Raw genomic sequence first — 17893 nt, 5'->3', positions numbered from 1 at the left:
GTTTCGCCGCAATTCGGAGAAGGCAAATGAAGAAGATCCAGGGTGTGTACAGTGCGCCGCGCGGTCATTGGGTCGGCGACGGTTTCCCGGTGCGTTCGATGTTCAGCTACCAGTCTCACGGGACGCACCTGAGCCCGTTCCTGCTGCTCGACTACGCGGGTCCCGCGAACTTCGAGCCGGCTTCGGCACCGCGCGGGGTGGGCCAGCACCCGCACCGCGGGTTCGAAACGGTGACGATCGTCTATGACGGCGAAGTCGCGCACCGCGACTCGACCGGTGCGGGCGGCGTGATCGGCCCGGGCGACGTGCAGTGGATGACGGCCGCGAGCGGGATCCTGCACGAGGAATTCCACTCGGAAGCGTTCACGAAGCGGGGCGGTCCGCTCGAGATGGTGCAGCTGTGGGTGAACCTGCCCGCCGCCGACAAGATGGGTGCGCCCGGCTATCAGACGATTCTGGACGCGGACATCCCGGTGGTCGAACTGCCGGACGGCGCAGGCCGCGCGCGGATCATCGCGGGTGAATTCGACGGCCGGCGCGGCCCGGCCCGCACGCACACGCCGATCGACGTGTGGGATGTGCGGCTCGCAGCCGGCGGCCGTGCGCGGTTCCCGATCGCCGAAGGGCGCACGCTCGCGGTGGTCGTGCTGAGCGGTACGCTGCTGGTGAACGGCGAGACGGTCGCCCGTGAAGCGCAGTTCGTGCAGTTGAGCCGCGACGGCCGCGACGTCGAGATCGAAGCGAACGGCGACGCCAAGCTGCTGATCCTGAGCGGCGAGCCGATCGATGAGCCGGTCGTCGGTTACGGGCCGTTCGTGATGAACTCGCAAGAGGAAATCCGGGCCGCGATCGACGATTTCAACAACGGCCGCTTCGGCCAGATGCCGGCATGACGGACAGGCCCCGCGCGATGCGGGGCCTTTTTTTCACGCGCGGAAGGGCGGCACGCGTGCCGCGTGCGCTTCGAGGCATAATCGACGGTTGCCGCGCGCCGGCCGGCGCGCCCGAATCAGGACCGACCATGAATGCTTCCGCACCCGCCGCATCCCTGCATGCCGACGATCTCGACTGGCACTGGAAATTCTTCGACGCGCTGACGGCGCGCGAAGTCTATTCGATCCTCGACGCGCGCAGCGCCGTGTTCGTCGTCGAGCAGAACTGCGTCTATCGCGACATCGACGGTGCGGACCAGGCTGCGTGGCACCTGGCCGCATATGATCCCGCGGGCCGTCTCGCCGGTTACCTGCGCGTGCTGCTGCCGGATGCGCAGCACCCCGACGTGCGCATCGGCCGCGTGCTGACGACCGCCGCGTTTCGCGGTGCGGGCCTCGGTAACGCGCTGCTCTCGCGCGCGCTCGGGCACATCCGCGCGCAGTGGCCGGATGCGCAGGTGAGCCTGCATGCGCAGGCGCACCTGCAGCGCTTCTACGGGGCATTCGGCTTCACGCCGAGTTCGGACGTGCACGACGAGGACGGCATCCCGCACGTGTGGATGACCAGCGCGCGCGGCTGACGCGCGGCGCGACGTCAGTGGGCGGCGCGCGTCACCGGCGGGCGTGCCGCGTGCAGGGCGGCAGCCCGCTCTTCGATCAAGCGGCCGCGCGCGGACAACCGCAACCAGTGCCGCAGCGCGATCAACGCGCCGATCACGCTCATCATCGAACCCGGAATCCACAGCAGCAGGCCGCCGATCTGCTGGTCGCGCAGCGGGCTGAGCCACGTGAACGCGCGTCCGCAGATCGAGTAGATCGGATACAGCTCGTGCGGCGTGAAGAAGATCAGCGCGCCGAGCGCGATCTGCGGCGGAATCGCCGCGACGACGATCAGGATCCGGCGGCCCGGCGACAGCCGCGCGGGCGGCGCGGGACGCGGATCGACGACGAGCCACCAGAACAGCAGCCCGTCGATCACCATGCTCCAGTTCATCACGCGATACAGGCGCCAGTCCAGCATCGCGACGAAATGGATCGGCGACAGCAGCCAGAAATAGATCAGCCCGACGAACAGCACGACCGCGACGACCGGATGGAACACCACGTCGAGCGTCGCGCGCACGGGTGCCCACGCGAGCGCGGGGCGCACGAAGCGCTGCCGCCAGCGAAACGGAATGCCCGCGCGGATCGCGGCGCCCGGGTAGGCCAGTGCGATGAAGAACGGCCCGAGGTGATGCAGCACCAGGTGCTGCGCGCGGTGCAGGAAGAATTCGTGCTCGAAGAAGTAGTCGAGCCGCGTATGCAGCGCGATGTAGAGCGCCGTCAGCCCGAGCCAGAACGAGAACTGCCGCAGCGGCGACACCTTCGCCTTCTTCACGCCGCGCGCGAACAGCACGGCAGCCGTCAGCACCGCGATGACCACGGTCGGCGACGGTTCCCACGGATCGAGCCAGTACAGGACGTTCATCGCGCGCGCATCACTTCGCCTGGGCCGGCGACTTCACGGCGAACGGCATGTCGACCGTTTCGCCGTCGGAGAACTTCAGGCGCAGGCGCACGGTGTCGCCGGGCTTGATCGCGTGCTTCGGTTCCTCGAGCATGAAGTGATAGCCGCCCGGCGCGATGTCGACCTTGCCGCGCGCTGGGATCGTCAGCTTGTCGACCATTTCCATCTTCTGCGTCGAGCCGTTCGACACGGTCTGGTGCAGCATCGCCATCCCGTAGTCGGGGCTGTCGACGTCGACGAGATCGACCGGCTTGTCGCCCGTGTTGACGAGCGTCACGTAGCCGCCCGCGGGCAGCCGGTTCGGCAGCCAGCGCACCCATGCATTCTGCGCGGTGATTGCGCCCGCGGCACAGGCTTGCGCAGCGGTGCACAGCGCGGCGAGGAGGGCGAGCGTCTTGAGGGTCGTCTTCATGTCGGAGATGTCGGAGTTCGGAATTCAGGAGGAGGTGGAGGCGGTGTCGATGATACGGCGGACATCGGCGGCGATCGCGTCGGGCGAATCGCGGTCGGTCGCGAGCAGGCGCGCGCGGCCGGTCGCGTCGAAGATGTACACGGCCGAGCTGTGCGTGACTTCGTAGCCGCCGGACGGGTCGCGTTTTTCCATCTGGTACGCGACCCGATAGCGTTTCGCGAGCGATTCGATCTGGCCGTCGGTGCCGGTCAGGCCGCGCGCGTGTGCGGCATCGAACGCGGCGACGTACGACTGCATCGCCTGCGGCGTGTCGCGCGCGGGATCGACCGAGACGAACAGGATGCGCACGCCGTTCGCCTGCGGGCCGAGCTTCGCGAGCACTTCCATCAGCCGCGCCATCGTTTCGGGGCAGACGTCGGGACAGTGCGTGTAGCCGAAGTAGACGAGCGCGATGCGGCCGCGAAACGCGTTCGCGTCGACCGTGCGGCCGTCGCCGCCGGTGAGCGTGAACGACAGGTCGGGCAGGTGGCCCGTGACGTTGGTCAGGCGCCAGCCCGGCTCGTCGTGCGTGCAGGCCGCGAGCGCGACGGCGGCGGTCAGCGCCGCGGCCGTGCGGACGAGGCGGGTCAGGCTGAGGAAGCGCCAGTGCGGCGCGGGACGGGCAGACGACATCCTGGGGCTCGATCGGACGGAACGGTCGTCGGCCGGCGCGGCGCCATGCGTCGCGCGGCCGGCGGTTGCCGACTGTAGCGCAATTCCCGCGCCCGCGTCCTTTCGAAACCCGTACGGCACGGGCGAGCGGGGCAATATGTCGCAGTTGACGCGGGCGGCGGCGCGAGGCAAGCCCCGCACCGGTTTCGCCCATCTCGGTACGCAGGCGCGGTAAGATGCGCACAATTCCATTCTCGCAGCGGCGGCCCCCGCGTTGGCAGGCCGCTCTCAGACCATCGAATCGATGCAATCCGTTCCGGCTTCCCTGTCCCTGACCGATACCGCGTTCTTTTTCGACTTCGACGGCACGCTCGTCGAGCTGGCGCCGACGCCCGACAGCATTCACGTGCCGCCGTCGCTGCTGACGCTGCTCGATGAACTGCGGCGCCGTTCGCACGGTGCAGTCGCCATCGTGTCGGGGCGCGGCATCGACAACCTCGACACGTTCCTGAACATGCCGGACCTGCCGATCGCCGGCCTGCACGGCGCCGAGCGGCGCGACGCGAACGGCGACACGCAGCGCATCGGCTTCAACGACGAACGGCTGCTGCGCATCGAGCGCGAGCTCGCGGCCGTCGTCGACCGTCATCCGGGCATGCTGCTCGAAATCAAGGGGGCGGCCGTCGCGCTGCACTACCGCAACGCGCCCGAGCGTGAGCCGGTTGCGCGCGCAGCGGCCGAGCGCCTCGTCGCCGAATACGCGGATGCGTACGTGCTGCAGCCCGGCAAGATGGTGTTCGAGATCAAGCCGAAGGGCGTCGACAAGGGGCGCGCGCTGGCCGCGTTCCTCGACGAGCCGCCGTTCGCGGGCCGCGTGCCGCTGTTCGCGGGCGACGACCTGACCGACGAGAAGGGCTTCGCGGTGGTCAACGCGCGCGGCGGCCTGTCGATCAAGGTCGGCGCGGGCGAGACGTCGGCCCGCACGCGGCTCGACTCGGTCGACGCGCTGCACGCGCAGATCGCCCGCTGGCTTGGCGCGGAGCTGCAGGGCGCATGAGTCGACTCATCATCGTTTCGAACCGCGTCGCCCCGATTTCGGAAGGCGAGCCGGCGGCGGGCGGTCTCGCGATCGGCGTCTACGATGCGCTGAAGGAGACGGGCGGCATGTGGTTCGGCTGGAGCGGCGAGGTGGTCGCGTCCGGTGCGCCGCAGATCCGCATCGAGGAGCGCGGCCCCGTGACGTTCGCGACCGTCGGGCTGTCGCGCCGCGATTACGACCAGTACTACCGCGGGTTCTCGAACGCGACGCTGTGGCCCGCGTTCCATTACCGCGCGGACCTGATCCAGTACGACCGCCACGAGTTCGACGGCTACGGCCGCGTGAACGTCTGGCTCGCGCAGCAGCTCGTGCCGCTGCTGCAGGACGACGACGTGATCTGGGTGCACGACTATCACCTGATCCCGTTCGCGCGTGCGCTGCGTGCGGCCGGCGTGAAGAACCGCATCGGCTTTTTCCTGCACATTCCGTTTCCGGCCGCGCAGGTGCTCGTCAACGTGCCGCCGCATCGCGAGCTCGTCGAGTCGCTGTGCGCGTTCGATCTGCTCGGCTTCCAGACCGAGCCGGACCTGCGCGCGTTCTGCGACTACATCGAGTTCGAGGCCGGCGGCGAAGTGGCGCGCGAAGGGCACACCGTGCGCGTGAGCGCGTTCGGCAACACGCTGCGCGCGGCCGCCTATCCGATCGGCGTGTATCCGGACGAGATCGCGTCGCTCGCGCAGGCGGGCGAGCACGGCAAGGCCGCGCGCATGGCCACGTCGCTACGCGGGCGCCAACTGATCATGAGCGTCGACCGGCTCGATTATTCGAAGGGGCTCGTCGAGCGGTTCCGCGCGTTCGAGAAGCTGCTGGAGCACCAGACCTCGATCCGCAACCGCGTGTCGTTCCTGCAGATCGCGCCATCGACGCGCGCCGACCTGCGCGCGTACCAGGACATCCGCCTGCAGCTCGAAGCGGAGTCGGGGCGCATCAACGGCCGCTATGCGGAGCTCGACTGGGCGCCGATCCTGTACATTCACCGCCAGTACGATCGGCAGGTGCTGGCCGCACTGTATCGCCTCGCACGCGTGGGCTTCGTGACGCCGCTGCGCGACGGGATGAACCTGGTCGCGAAGGAGTACGTGTCCGCGCAGAATCCGGACGATCCGGGCGTGCTGGTGTTGTCGCGCTTCGCGGGCGCCGCGCGCGAGCTGACGGGCGCGTTGATCGTCAATCCGATCGACATCGACGGGATGGCAGATGCGCTGTCGCAGGCGCTGACGATGCCGCTCGCGGAGCGGCGCGCGCGTTATGCGGACATGATCGCGCAGCTGCGCGAGAACAACGTGTCGGTGTGGCGCGACAACTTCCTGCGCGACCTGCAGCGCGTGTGATCCGCGTGCCGCGCGGCGACGGTCGCGCGGCGCCATGAAAAAAACCGCCGTGCTTCGCGCACGGCGGTTTTTTTATCGGCTGCCAGGACGGGATGCTGCCTGGGCGGCGTCAGGCCACGCGTTCGCCGGTCGGCGCGGTGCCGTCGGGGGCGTGATGGCGGCCGTGCTGCTTCGCGAGCAGGTCGCGGTACAGGCCCGGACGGTTGCGCAGCACGTCGGGGCTGCCGTCGTCGATCACCTTGCCGTTGCTCATCACGATGATCCGGTCGAAGTTGCGCAGCGTCGACAGCCGGTGCGCGATCGCGATCACCGTGCGGCCGACCATCAGGCGGTCGAGCGCGCTCTGGATCGCTTCCTCGGATGCGCTGTCGAGTGCGGACGTCGCTTCGTCGAGCAGCAGGATCGGCGCGTCCTTCAGGATCGCGCGCGCGATCGCGATGCGCTGGCGCTGGCCGCCCGACAGTTTCACGCCGCGGTCGCCGACGATCGTGTCATAGCCTTCCGGCATCGCCTCGATGAACTCCGAGCAGCGGGCGTCGCGCGCGGCGGCGAGCACTTCCTCGCGGGTCGCCTCGGGGCGGCCGTACGCGATGTTGTCGTAGATGGTCCGGTGCAGCAGCGAGATGTCCTGCGGCACGAGCGCGATCGCATGGCGCAGGCTGTCCTGTGTGATCGCCTTCACGTCCTGGCCGTCGACCATCACGGCGCCGTCCTGCGTGTCGTAGAAGCGCTGCAGCAGCGCGAGCACGGTCGACTTGCCGGCGCCCGACTTGCCGATCAGGCCGACGCGCTGGCCCGGTTCGATATGGAGATCGAAGTGATCGAGGATCGCGCGGCGATGCGGATACGCGAACGTCACGCGTTCGAAATCGACGCGGCCGCCCTTGGCCGACAGCGGCTGCGCGTCGGAGCGGTCCGGCATCCCGTGCGGCTCGAGCAGCGTCTTCACGGCTTCGGACAGGCGTGCCACGTGCTGCGTGACGTCGACGAGCGCGACGGCGAGGTCGCGGGTGCCGTGCAGGATCGTGAAGCCGAGCGAGCTGACGAGCACGATGTCGCCGGAGGTCGCGCGGCCCTGGTCCCACAGCCACAACGCCCAGCCGAGCAGGCCGGCGGACAGCATCGCGGTGATCACCGCGTGCAGCAGGCGCAGCTTCTCGAGGTAGAACAGGCTTTGCTGGCGCGCGTCCATCTCGGCCTTCACCGTCGCGCCGAAGCGCTTCTGTTCGCGCAGCGTCATCCCGAATGCGCGCACGAGGCCCATGTTGCCGATCACGTCGACGAGCTCGCCGTCGACCGCGGCGGCCTTCGACGCGAACGCGTGATGGCGCGCGGAGCCGCGCCCGGCGAGCTTGAACAGCACGACGGAGAGCACGGCCGAACAGCCGAGCAGGCCGGCGGCCATCAGCGGGTTCACGACGATGATCATCAGGATCGCGCCCATCACCGCGATGCACGGCGGCAGCACGTTCCACGCCATCGTGTTCTCCGACGTATAGACGGCGTTCGACGTGGCGGTGATGCGGCTCGCGAGCGTGCCCGGCTGCTTTTCCGAGTAGTAGGTCGGCGAATGGCCGATCAGGTACTGGAACAGGTCGCGCCGCAGGTCGCCGGTGACCGCGACGAACGTGTGCGCGGCGGCCCAGCCGCCGACGCGCCACAGCAGGTTGTCGGCCGCGATCAGGCCGACGAGCAGCGCGAACGCGCTCCACAGCGGGCCCGGATGATGGCGCCCGGTCGCGAGCACGTCGATCAGGTGCTTGATCGCGTATTGCGAGCCGAGCGCGCAGCCGACGGCGGCCAGCACGCTGCAGAGCACGACCAGGTGCGCGACCGGATGCAGGCGGATGTAGCGGAACAGGAACGCGATCGGCCGATGCGCGTAGCTCGACAGCTTCGCGTTGTGGGCGTTGCGCTGGGCAGGGGTGAGAGATTCCAAAATATGCGTGCGGTGATTCGGTGGTTGAGCGGATCGTCAGGATCGCAGCCCACGGCCGCCCGGACTGAATAATCCGGCATTGTAAACAAGGCCGTGCATTGCGCAGCGCGAATCTTGCCTTGGTCAGGGGCGCGCGATCAATTTTGAGATAAAATCCGGCATCCGTCCTGCCGCGTGCACCGGAATCACGATGCCGGCCGTGGCGGATGACTCGGAACGCCAAAAAGAGCCTTCCACTCTAGAACGGACACCCAAGTCCGCGGGTTGCAAAGTGTTGCGCCTTTGTAACAAAGCAAAGAGTTTGAAATGTTGTGCGCCGTATCGGGATTAACCCTAGATAATCGGCTCCGGGTTCGATTCCAGGTTTTTACGAACCCCTGTCAACGGGTCTTCGTTTCAAACGTTCTATGCCTGTCGCGTCGCCGACGCTCCTTGAGCAGCGCGGGTTCGACGCCCCCGGCAGGCTGATTCGTCCGATTTTTCGGATGAAATGCATCCAGCCCGGACCGCCGGCAGGTTGCCGACCCATACCTGGTTTTTAGCCGATTTTTTAGGAGTTACGCATGCGAATCGCCCAAATCGCTCCGTTGCACGAAGCGGTGCCCCCGAAACTGTACGGTGGTACCGAGCGAGTGGTGTCCTACCTCACCGAAGCACTTGTCGAGATGGGGCATGACGTCACGCTCTTCGCGAGCGGCGATTCGCAAACGTCGGCGAAGCTCGAAGCGTGCTGGCCGCAGGCACTGCGCCTCGACCCGACGATCCGCGACGTGATGGCTCCGCACATGCTGCTCCTCGAGCAGGTGCGCCGCCGCGCGGAAGAGTTCGACGTGCTGCACTGCCACATCGACTACTACCCGTTCTCGCTGTTCTCGCGCCAGCCGGTCCCGCATCTGACGACGATGCACGGCCGTCTCGACCTGCCGGAACTGCAGCCGATCTTCAATGCGTTCAGCGACGTGCCGGTCGTGTCGATCTCCGACAACCAGCGCATCCCGCTGCCGCAGGCGAACTGGCTGTCGACCGTGTACCACGGCCTGCCGGAAAACCTGCTGACGCCGATCCCGAACGTGAAGCCGAGCTACCTCGCGTTCCTCGGCCGCATCTCGCCGGAGAAGCGCGTCGACACCGCGATCCGCATCGCCGAGCAGGCCGGCCTGCCGATCAAGATCGCCGCGAAGCTCGACAAGGCTGACCGCGCTTACTACGAAGAGAAGATCAAGCCGCTGTTCGCGCTGCCGCACGTCGAGTACATCGGCGAAATCAGCGAGTCGGAAAAGACCGAATTCCTGGGCAACGCGCACGCGCTGCTGTTCCCGATCGACTGGCCGGAGCCCTTCGGCCTGGTGATGATCGAGGCGATGGCGTGCGGCACGCCGGTGATCGCGTTCAAGCGCGGCTCGGTGCCGGAAGTGATCGAGAACGGCGTGTCGGGCTTCGTCGTCGAAGACGAACTGTCGGCCGTCGCGGCGCTCAAGCGCCTCGATACGCTGCCGCGCGAGAAGGTGCGCGCCGCGTTCGAAGCCCGTTTCTCGTCGAAGGTGATGGCGCAGAACTACGTGAAGGGCTACGAGGAGCTGCTGCGCCAGAAGCGCCGCACCGTCCTGCGCGAAGTCAACGCAGGCTGATGCCGGGCCGCCGGCCGCACCGCGGCTGAGGCCCCGTCATCGACGCCCCGTCCGGGTCTCCGGCGGGGCGTTGTCACATCTGCGGCGCGGATCTGTTGTATTCTCGCCGCGCCCGGCGCCGCGAACGGACGCGGAAGCGGTCCGGCACGCCATCCGGCCGTCTGTCCAGACGGTAATGTCCCTATAATGGCCGTGCCGTGAAATCCGGCCCCGCACGAACATCGAGAGGAGAGCAGTCTTGGCGAGAACGAAAACCACGCGCGCAGCACCGGCCCCCGGCGCCGGCGTGATCTTCGCGTTGCGCGCGATCGGTCTCGTGCTGCTCGCGCGCTGGCTGTTCTCGATGTCCCAGATGGGCTATCGCGCGTCGCTGTCGGCGATGGTGTCGTCGCCCTGGGCGTTCGTCTATCTCGTCCTGATCTTCCTGCTGCTCGCGCTGCCGGGCGCCGTCGCGCGCGCCGAGCGGCCGTTCCATCCGCTGCCGCAGTGGCTGCGCCAGGCGCTGCGGGTCTTCGCGCTGATCGGTTTCCTGTTCGCCGTGTGGTCGATCGGCGCGTTCGCGTGGGCGGCCGGCTGGCGCCGCGCGCTGCACGCGGTGACGGCGACCAACGGCTGGCTCGTCGCCGCGCCGGCGCTGTATGCGGCGATCGTCTGGATGTGCCGCCCGCGGCCGCTGTGGCGCACCAACGTGGCCGCGCGCCGCTTCGCGGTCGGCCGCTACGCGATCTCGCTCGACACGCTCACGCGTACCGCGATCGTCTGGATGGAGAGCCGCAAGGTCGGTCAGTACGACGCGCGCGAACTGTCGGTGCGCTGGCCCGGCCGGGTCGCGTCCGCCGCGGGCGAGCAGGGTGCGCAGCCGGTCGCCGTGCCGCCGCGTCGCGGCAGCCTGTTCCGGCGGCCGAAGGTGGAGCTGCTGTGGGATTCGCCGGCGGCCGTCGGCCATAACCGGCAGATCGTGATGCGCGCGCCGCTCGCGACCGAGGGCGACCGCGTCGCGGTGCTCGCGCTCGACGCGGCGCTCAAACAGATCGTCTGACAAGGCCTGCGCGGCGCGCGGGCGACAAGGAGGCGCAATGATCGTCCGCTGGTTGCTGGCAGCCGTTCACCTGATGGCATTCGGCGTCGCGTTCGCCGCGATCGCGGGACGCAACCGTGCGCTGCGCCGGGTCATCGCGTCGGCGCAGGCCGCCGACCTGCCCGGCGTGTTCAAGGCCGACGCGGCCTGGGGATTGTCCGCGCTGGTACTGATCGCGACCGGGCTCACGCGCGCATTCGGCGGCTTCGAGAAGGGCTCGGCGTACTACCTTCATGAGCCGCTCTTTCACCTCAAGATGACCGCGCTCGTGCTGATCCTCCTGCTCGAGATCGTGCCGATGCTCGGGCTGATCCGCTGGCGCATCGCCGCGCGGCAGCAGCAGATGCCCGATCTGGGCCGCGCACGGACCTATGTGCGGATCGGCCACTGGCAGGCCGTGCTCGTGATGGTGATCGTGCTCGCCGCGTCGGGGATGGCGCGGGGGATTGGGCTGGCCGGGTAGGTGCGGCCGGCTAGGTGCGGCCGGCTAGGTCTGGCCGGGTAGGTGCGGCCGGCTACGCCCGGCCGGCCGCGAATGTCGACCGGGCGGACCCGCCGCCCGTTTCGTCCCGCGCTCAGCGCACGAGGCAGGGGCGCTTGTTGTTGAACGTCCACCCCGGAATCAGATACTGCATCGCGGCCGCGTCGTCGCGCGCGCCGAGCCCGTGCTGCTTGTACAGTTCGTGCGCGACCGCGACCGCCTCCATGTCGATGTCGATGCCGAGGCCCGGACGCTTCGGCACTTCCACGAGCCCGTTCTCGATCTTCAGCGGCTCGCGCGTCAGCCGTTCGCCGTCCTGCCAGATCCAGTGCGTGTCGATCGCGGTGACCTGGCCGGGCGCGGCGGCCGCGACGTGCGTGAACATCGCGAGCGATACGTCGAAGTGGTTGTTCGAATGCGAGCCCCACGTGAGACCCCAGTCGCGGCACATCTGCGCGACGCGCACCGAGCCCTGCATCGTCCAGAAGTGCGGATCGGCGAGCGGGATGTCGACCGCCTGCAACTGCACCGCGTGGCCCATCTGGCGCCAGTCGGTCGCGATCATGTTGGTGGCCGTCGGCAGCCCGGTCGAGCGGCGGAATTCGGCCATCACCTCGCGGCCCGAATAACCGTTCTCCGCGCCGCACGGATCTTCCGCATACGCGAGCACGTGATGCAGGTCGCGGCACAGCCGCACGGCCTCGTCGAGCGACCACGCGCCGTTCGGATCGAGCGTCACGCGCGCTTCGGGGAAGCGCTCGGCAAGCGCCGTCACGGCGTCGACCTCGCGCGCGCCTTCGAACACGCCGCCCTTCAGCTTGAAGTCATTGAACCCATAGCGCGCATGCGCGGCTTCGGCGAGGCGCACGACCGCCTCGGGCGTCAGCGCGGCTTCGTCGCGCACGCGGGTCCAGTCGTCGGTCGCGCCGCGGCCGTCGCGATAGGGCAGCGCAGTTTGCGTGCGATCGCCGATGTAGAACAGATAGCCGAGCATCTCGACGCGCTCGCGCTGCTGCCCTTCGCCGAGGAGGGCCGCCACGGGCACGCCGAGATGCTGGCCGAGCAGGTCGAGCAGCGCGGCTTCGAGCGCGGTGACCGCGTGGATCGTGGTGCGCAGGTCGAAGGTCTGCAGGCCGCGGCCGCTCGTGTCGCGATCGGCGAAGGTGCGCCGCACGTCGTTGAGCACCGCATGGTAATTGCCGATCGGCTGACCGACGACGAGCGCGCGCGCGTCCTCCAGCGTGCGGCGGATGCTTTCGCCGCCCGGCACCTCGCCGACGCCGGTCCGGCCCGCGCTGTCCTTCAGGATCACGAGGTTGCGGGTGAAGAACGGGCCGTGCGCACCGCTCAGGTTGAGCAGCATGCTGTCGTGGCCGGCGACCGGAATGGCTTGCAGGTCGACGATGCGCGGCGTGTCGTGGGAAGGCGAGGCAGTGACGGCGTTCATGGCGGCGATGGCAAAAGAGTGGGCAATGCCGTGCGGCAAAATCTTTGCTGCGCGCGGCGGGAGGTGCGATCATTCGACAACCGACGTGCGCGGTGCGCAAGCCCCGCATGTCGACAGCAACCCGAAAGGATGGGGGCGACCCGCTCGATGCCGGTGTCGCGACAGGCCGGAGCACGCGCGCAAGCGCGCTTCGATCGGTCGCGAAACCGGGCGCCGGCAGCCGCGCAGAAGCGCGAATGCCGGCCGATCGCGAACCACGGGACCGGGGGCAGCGCTGGAGCGCCAGCCTCGGTCGACAGGAGATCCGTGTCGCGATCATCAGTCGTCGGATGACTTGTGACGCAGTATAATGAATCATCGGCGTTCGCTCAAACCCCGCGTAAACCCTCGGCTCACATTACGATCATTCAAAAAGGAACCGGCCTCATGTCCGTGCCCACGCTTCCCGCAGCGCCGCGCCGTCGCGCACGCAGCCTCGCACAAGATGTCGTCGACGCGCTGACCGCGCAGATCGAAAACGGCACGCTGCGTCCCGGCGACAAGCTGCCGACCGAAACCGAAGTCATGGCGGCGCAGGGCGTCAGCCGCACGGTCGTGCGCGAAGCGATCTCGCGGATGCAGGCGAGCGGCCTCGTCGAGACGCGCCACGGCATCGGCAGCTTCGTGCTCGAGCCGGCGCGCCGGCAGACGCTCGGTATCGATCCCGCGACCATCACGACGCTGCGCGACGTGCTCGCGGTGCTCGAGCTGCGCATCAGCCTCGAAAGCGAATGCGCGAGCCTCGCCGCGCAGCGCGCGAACGATACCGACCTCGCCGCGTTGCGGCGTGCGCTCGACGCGATCGCGTCGGGGGCGGGCGGCGGCCGCGACACGGCACCGCTCGATTTCCAGTTCCACCTGCAGATCGCGCAGTCCACCGGCAACCGTTACTTCGTCGACATCATGACGCAGCTCGGCGCGTCGATCATTCCGCGCACGCGCGTGAATTCGGCGCGCTTCGCCGGCGACGACCTCGAGCGCTATGTCGCCCGGCTCAATCACGAGCATGAAGACATTTACGAGGCGATCGCGCGTCACGACCCGGAAGCCGCGCGCGCCGCGATGCGCACGCACCTGACCAACAGCCGCGAGCGGCTGCGCCGTGCGCACGAGGCGGCCGAGGCGGAACGCGACACGCAGGCCAGCTGACGCGTGGCCGCTGACACGGCCTGCGCGGCGCCGCAGGCCTTGACGAATATCGCCGCAACATCAGTCATCGTATGAGATCGGTGCGATTGCGCCGATCGCTTTAGCGCCGGCTGCGGATCGTCCGGTCACCTGCATCGTGGGAGGGGCGCCGGGGCGGTGTTCCCGCCGTCGCCCGCGCCCCGGCCGCGGCCCGGCTGCCCGGACCGCCGATCCTGCCCGATCAGCCCCCCTTCGTCACGATGGTCTTCCACGTGCCGCTCTTCACCTGGTACAGCGTCGACATCCCGCTCTTCAGCGAGCCGTCGTTCGCGAACGAGATGCGGCCGGTGACGCCTTCGAAGTCGACCCTCTTCAGCGCCGGGCGATAGACCTTTGGATCGGTCGAGTTGGCCGCCTGCATCGCCTTGATCGCCGCCCATGCCGCGTCGTAGCCGAACTGCGCGTACGACAGCACGTCGACGCCGAAGCGCTTCTTGAAACGCTGCTCGAAATCCTTGCCCTGCGGCAGCTCGTCGAGCGGCCGTCCGTATTCCCACGCCATCGCGCCTTCCGCGGCCGGGCCGGCGATCTTGATGAACTCGTTGTCCTTCACACCGCCGCCGCCGACGAACTGCGCGTTCAGCCCGAGCTGGCGCATCTGCTTGATGAAGTTCGCGGCGAGCGAGTCGAGACCGCCGAAGAAGATCAGGTCGGGGTTCTTGCCCTTCAGGCTCGTGATCTGCGCGCGGAAGTCGACCGCCTGGTTGCTGGTGAACTCGCGGCCGATGATGTTGCCGCCGGCCGCCTTCACGGCCTTCTCGAACTCGTCCGCCTCACCCTGGCCGAACGCGGTGCGGTCGTCGATGATCGCGATGCGCTTCGCCTTGGTCACGTCGACCGCGTACTTGCCCGCGTTGCCGGCGTTCTGGCCGTCGGTCGCGATCACCATGAACATGTTCGCGAGCCCGCGCGACGTGAGCGTCGGGTTGGTCGCGGCCGGGTCGATCACCGGAATGCCGGCCTTGTCGTAGACCACCGACGCCGGAATCGTCGTGCCCGAGTTGAAGTGGCCGACCACCACCGACACGTTCTGGTCGACGAGCGCCTGCGCGGCCTGCACGCCGATGCGCGGGTCGGCCTGGTCGTCCTGCACGACCAGGTCGAAATGCACGGGCTTGCCGGCGATCTGCACCTTCTGCGCGGCGGCGTCGTCGAGCGCGAGCTGCACGCCGTTCTGGAGATCCTTGCCGTAGCCGGCGTTCACGCCGGTGAGCGGCGCGGCAAAGCCGACCTTCACGTCGGACGCGTCGGCGGCCTGGGCGGCGTGTTGCGAGAGAAGGGCTACCGCGGATACGACCGATACCGACAACAGGGAATGACGGAATGTCATGTTCGTTCCTCTTGTTCTAACACCAGCGGGTGGGTACCGCACGCAGCCGGCGGGCCGGGCGCGTGCGACGGGCGGGCGGTTCGACCGCTTCTCGGAATCGGACGTGGAGGTCGGCTTGCTGATGCTTCCCGGAAAGGACCTCCCGTCAGGCTCTGCGAGGAGCCCCGATCGTCTCGATATATAGGTCGCCGATATGCGCGGGTCTTGGCAATTTGCCGCGCATTCGATGCGGATTTGCGCATAGCTTCCGCGCGAGCGCGGGCGGCCGGTATCGGGAGTTTCCCGTCACGAACGGACGGGAGGCGGGTGCGGGCGGGCGGCGCAGCCCCCGGCGGGGCCGCGCCGCGTTCGCCGTCGTCAGTCGGACAGGGCGTCCGACGCAGCTTCGGCGTCGTCATGCGACGCGTTCGTGCGGATCGCCGGGTCGCTCGTGCTCGGGCGGCCGGTCTCCACGTGGCCCGCGAAACGGCGCAGGAAGCCGAGCGGGCGGCCGTCGCTGACGGTCAGGTCGTACCAGCCGTGGCTGCCGCGCAGATCCCAGTAGTCGTCGACGTGCGTACCCGGCTTGAGGTCGAACTCGCGCGCATGGCCGTGGCCATATGCGCTCGTCACCTTGAGCCGCACGGCCTGGTGGCCGCGGTTCATCAGGCGCAGCGTGATGTTGCCGTTCGCGACGTCGTAGCCGTAGATCACCTCGGGGTTGATGCTCGCGGGGCCGACCGCCGCCGCCGCGGGGCTGCGGAAGTGGCAGTAGAAGCCGTTTGGGCCGTACACGTCGAGGTCGTACAGGCCGAGCGACGGCGCCGGGCTCCACAGGTCGGAAAGCCGCTTGCCGGCGTCGACCGTGTAGGTCCACGGGCCGTCGACACGATTGCGCGCCTGGACCTGGAACGCCGCGCCCGCGGTGCCGGTGTTCGCGAAGGTCAGCCGGAACTGGCCGCTCGCATTGTCGATCCGGCCGTGCACGAACAGTTCGTACGGCAGCGCGCGCGCCGGACGCAGGCCGGCCTCCTGCTTCGGCAGATGCTGGACGACCGGCGGCACCGGGATGTAGTCGGGGTGACGGTTGCGGTCGGGCGGCGCGTAGCCGCTCGTGTCCGGGAGCTGCGGCCAGCTTGCGTCGGGCGTCGCGAAGTCGAACGCGGACGTCAGGTTGCCGCACACCGTACGGCGCCACGGCGACACGTTCGCCGCGGTGACCGCGTACTGCGCGCCGAAGCGTGCTTCGATGAATTGCAGCAGCGACGTGTGATCGAAGGTCTGCGAGCAGACCCAGCCGCCCTTGGTCCACGGCGACACCACCAGCATCGGCACGCGCGGCCCGAGCCCGTACGGGCCGGCCATGTGCGACGCGTCGCCGGCGAATGCCTCGTTGGTCGTCGCGACCGTCGACAGCCCGTTGTCGCGCGACTGCGGTGCGAACGGCGGCGGCACGTGGTCGAAGAAGCCGTCGTTCTCGTCGTAGGTGATGAAGAGAGCGGTCTTGCTCCACACGTCCGGATTCGATACGAGCACCTTCAGCACCTGCTCGATGTACCACGCGCCGTAGTTCGCCGGCCAGTTCGGGTGCTCCGAGTACGCTTCCGGCGCGCAGATCCACGACACCTGCGGCAGCGTGCCGTTCTTCACGTCCTGCTGCAGCACGTCGAACAGCGTGCCGCCGGCGCTGATGTTGGTGCCGGTGCGCGCCTTGTCGTACAGCGGCGTGCCGGGCAGCGCGCTGCGGTACTGGTTGAAGTAGAGCAGCGCGTTGTCGCCGTAGTTGCCGATGTACGGGTTCTGCGTCCAGCCCCACGAGCCGTTCGCGTCGAGCCCCGTGCCGACGTCCTGGTAGATCTTCCACGACACGCCGGCCTGCTCGAGCACTTCCGGATAGGTCGTCCAGCCGTAGCCCTTTTCCTCGTTGCCGAGCACCGGGCCGCCGCCCGTGCCGTCATTGCCGACGTAGCCGGTCCACATGTAGTAGCGGTTCGGGTCGGTCGAGCTCGGGATCGCGCAGTGGTAAGCGTCGCAGATCGTGAATGCGTCGGCGAGCTGGTAGTGGAACGGGATGTCGTCGCGCTTCAGGTACGCCATCGTCGTGGTGCCCTTGTTCGGCACCCACTGGTCGTAGCGGCCCTTGTTCCATGCGGCGTGCATGTCCTGCCAGCCGTGCGGCAGGTCCTGCAGGAACTGCAGGCCGAGCTTGTCGGCGCCCGGGTGGAACGGCAGCAGCTCGGCCGGGCCGACCGGCTGATGGAACACCGACTTGCCGTTCGCGAGGCGCAGCGGGCGGGGGTCGCCGAATCCGCGGACACCACGCATCGTGCCGAAGTAATGGTCGAACGAACGGTTCTCCTGCATCAGGATCACGATGTGTTCGATATCGCGGATCGTGCCGGTACGGCGGTTCGCGGGGATGGCGAGCGCATCGCGGATCACGGGCGGGAACAGGTTCAGCGCGGCTGCGCCGGCGGTGCCGGCGGCGACGCGCAGGAAGTCACGACGGTTCGATCGGGTCATGGTCGTTATCGTGCGTTAAAGGGGGGAGCCGGTTGGCGGGACATGCGGAAAATGGACGCGCCCCGTGGCGCAGGATGCGGCTGCGCCGGGTCGTGCCGCCGCGAGCATAGCGAGAAATCGGTGTCATTCATGTGAAGTCCGGAAACGTTTGCAGGCGCGGCGTTGAACGGACAACGGCCGACGGTCGCGGTGCAACGGGCAGCGGGGACGCGGATAGCGGGAAAGCGGACAGCGGGACAGCGGACAGCGGGAAAGCGGGAAAGCGGGAAAGCGGGAAAGCGGGAAAGCGGGAAAGCGGGAAAGCGGGAAAGATTAAAAGATTAGAAGGT

15 protein-coding genes are annotated in these 17893 nt (G+C 68.4%); 8 read left to right on the top strand and 7 right to left on the bottom strand.

Annotated elements, in window-relative coordinates; all coding sequences use genetic code 11:
- Positions 1–26 precede the first annotated feature (26 nt).
- A complete protein-coding gene (locus U4Z31_RS12195) occupies positions 27–893 on the top strand; it encodes a pirin family protein (RefSeq protein ID WP_044844750.1) in 867 nt (288 codons plus the stop codon).
- 128 nt (positions 894–1021) lie between these two features.
- Positions 1022–1513 (top strand): GNAT family N-acetyltransferase, encoded by a 492-nt coding sequence (locus U4Z31_RS12190; protein ID WP_044844749.1) that lies wholly within the window; start codon positions 1022–1024, stop codon positions 1511–1513.
- 14 nt (positions 1514–1527) lie between these two features.
- On the opposite strand, the gene U4Z31_RS12185 is transcribed toward U4Z31_RS12190, so the two are convergent.
- The 3 genes from U4Z31_RS12185 to U4Z31_RS12175 are packed head-to-tail and all read right to left on the bottom strand — an operon-like array spanning position 1528 to position 3523.
- On the bottom strand, positions 1528–2400 hold the full coding sequence (locus U4Z31_RS12185) for a cytochrome c oxidase assembly protein (RefSeq protein ID WP_124521357.1): 873 nt from the start codon (positions 2398–2400) through the stop codon (positions 1528–1530).
- Positions 2401–2410: 10 nt separating this feature from the next.
- A complete protein-coding gene (locus tag U4Z31_RS12180) occupies positions 2411–2851 on the bottom strand; it encodes a copper chaperone PCu(A)C (protein WP_321810479.1) in 441 nt (146 codons plus the stop codon).
- 24 nt (positions 2852–2875) lie between these two features.
- Complete coding sequence (locus U4Z31_RS12175) at positions 2876–3523, bottom strand: SCO family protein (protein ID WP_044844746.1); 648 nt, start codon at positions 3521–3523, stop codon at positions 2876–2878.
- A 283-nt stretch (positions 3524–3806) separates the two neighbouring features.
- Here U4Z31_RS12175 and otsB point away from each other — a divergent pair, with 283 nt between their 5' ends.
- A complete protein-coding gene (otsB, locus tag U4Z31_RS12170; RefSeq protein WP_044844745.1) occupies positions 3807–4559 on the top strand; it encodes a trehalose-phosphatase in 753 nt (250 codons plus the stop codon).
- Entirely contained in the window at positions 4556–5932 is a 1377-nt protein-coding gene (gene otsA / locus U4Z31_RS12165; protein ID WP_321798481.1) for an alpha,alpha-trehalose-phosphate synthase (UDP-forming), read from the top strand. Before otsB ends, otsA begins: the two co-directional genes overlap by 4 nt.
- A gap of 109 nt (positions 5933–6041) precedes the next feature.
- On the opposite strand, the gene U4Z31_RS12160 is transcribed toward otsA, so the two are convergent.
- Positions 6042–7871, bottom strand: coding sequence for an ABC transporter ATP-binding protein (locus U4Z31_RS12160; protein ID WP_044844743.1), 1830 nt, complete (start codon positions 7869–7871; stop codon positions 6042–6044).
- Positions 7872–8434: 563 nt separating this feature from the next.
- On the opposite strand from U4Z31_RS12160, the gene U4Z31_RS12155 reads away from it, so the two are divergent.
- The 3 genes from U4Z31_RS12155 (at position 8435) to U4Z31_RS12145 (ending at position 11040) form a co-directional block, all read left to right on the top strand.
- On the top strand, positions 8435–9499 hold the full coding sequence (locus U4Z31_RS12155; RefSeq protein ID WP_044844742.1) for a glycosyltransferase family 4 protein: 1065 nt from the start codon (positions 8435–8437) through the stop codon (positions 9497–9499).
- A 238-nt stretch (positions 9500–9737) separates the two neighbouring features.
- A complete protein-coding gene (locus U4Z31_RS12150) occupies positions 9738–10538 on the top strand; it encodes a hypothetical protein (protein ID WP_321810478.1) in 801 nt (266 codons plus the stop codon).
- Positions 10539–10575: 37 nt separating this feature from the next.
- Positions 10576–11040 carry a DUF2214 family protein gene (locus U4Z31_RS12145; RefSeq protein WP_124487413.1) on the top strand — a complete coding sequence of 155 codons (465 nt, stop codon included), beginning with the start codon at positions 10576–10578 and terminating at the stop codon, positions 11038–11040.
- Between the two features lie 112 nt (positions 11041–11152).
- Here the strand turns inward: U4Z31_RS12145 and gudD are convergent, their stop codons facing one another.
- The gene (gene gudD / locus U4Z31_RS12140; protein WP_321810477.1) at positions 11153–12505 is read right to left on the bottom strand and encodes a glucarate dehydratase; all 1353 of its coding nucleotides are present in this window, start codon (positions 12503–12505) and stop codon (positions 11153–11155) included.
- A gap of 426 nt (positions 12506–12931) precedes the next feature.
- Between gudD and U4Z31_RS12135 the strand changes: the two genes are divergently transcribed.
- Positions 12932–13693 (top strand): FadR/GntR family transcriptional regulator, encoded by a 762-nt coding sequence (locus tag U4Z31_RS12135; RefSeq protein WP_044844738.1) that lies wholly within the window; start codon positions 12932–12934, stop codon positions 13691–13693.
- 220 nt (positions 13694–13913) lie between these two features.
- Here U4Z31_RS12135 and U4Z31_RS12130 read toward each other — a convergent pair whose 3' ends face one another.
- Complete coding sequence (locus tag U4Z31_RS12130; protein WP_321810476.1) at positions 13914–15062, bottom strand: branched-chain amino acid ABC transporter substrate-binding protein; 1149 nt, start codon at positions 15060–15062, stop codon at positions 13914–13916.
- A gap of 357 nt (positions 15063–15419) precedes the next feature.
- A complete protein-coding gene (locus U4Z31_RS12125) occupies positions 15420–17564 on the bottom strand; it encodes a phosphocholine-specific phospholipase C (protein WP_321810475.1) in 2145 nt (714 codons plus the stop codon).
- Between the last annotated feature and the right edge of the window lie 329 nt (positions 17565–17893).

The organism is Burkholderia sp. BCC1985 (genome assembly GCF_905339915.1).
In the GTDB taxonomy this organism is placed as follows: Bacteria; Pseudomonadota; Gammaproteobacteria; order Burkholderiales; family Burkholderiaceae; genus Burkholderia.
The sequence above is the reverse complement of the archived record's forward strand: the minus strand, read 5'-3'. Positions and strand labels throughout refer to the sequence as shown.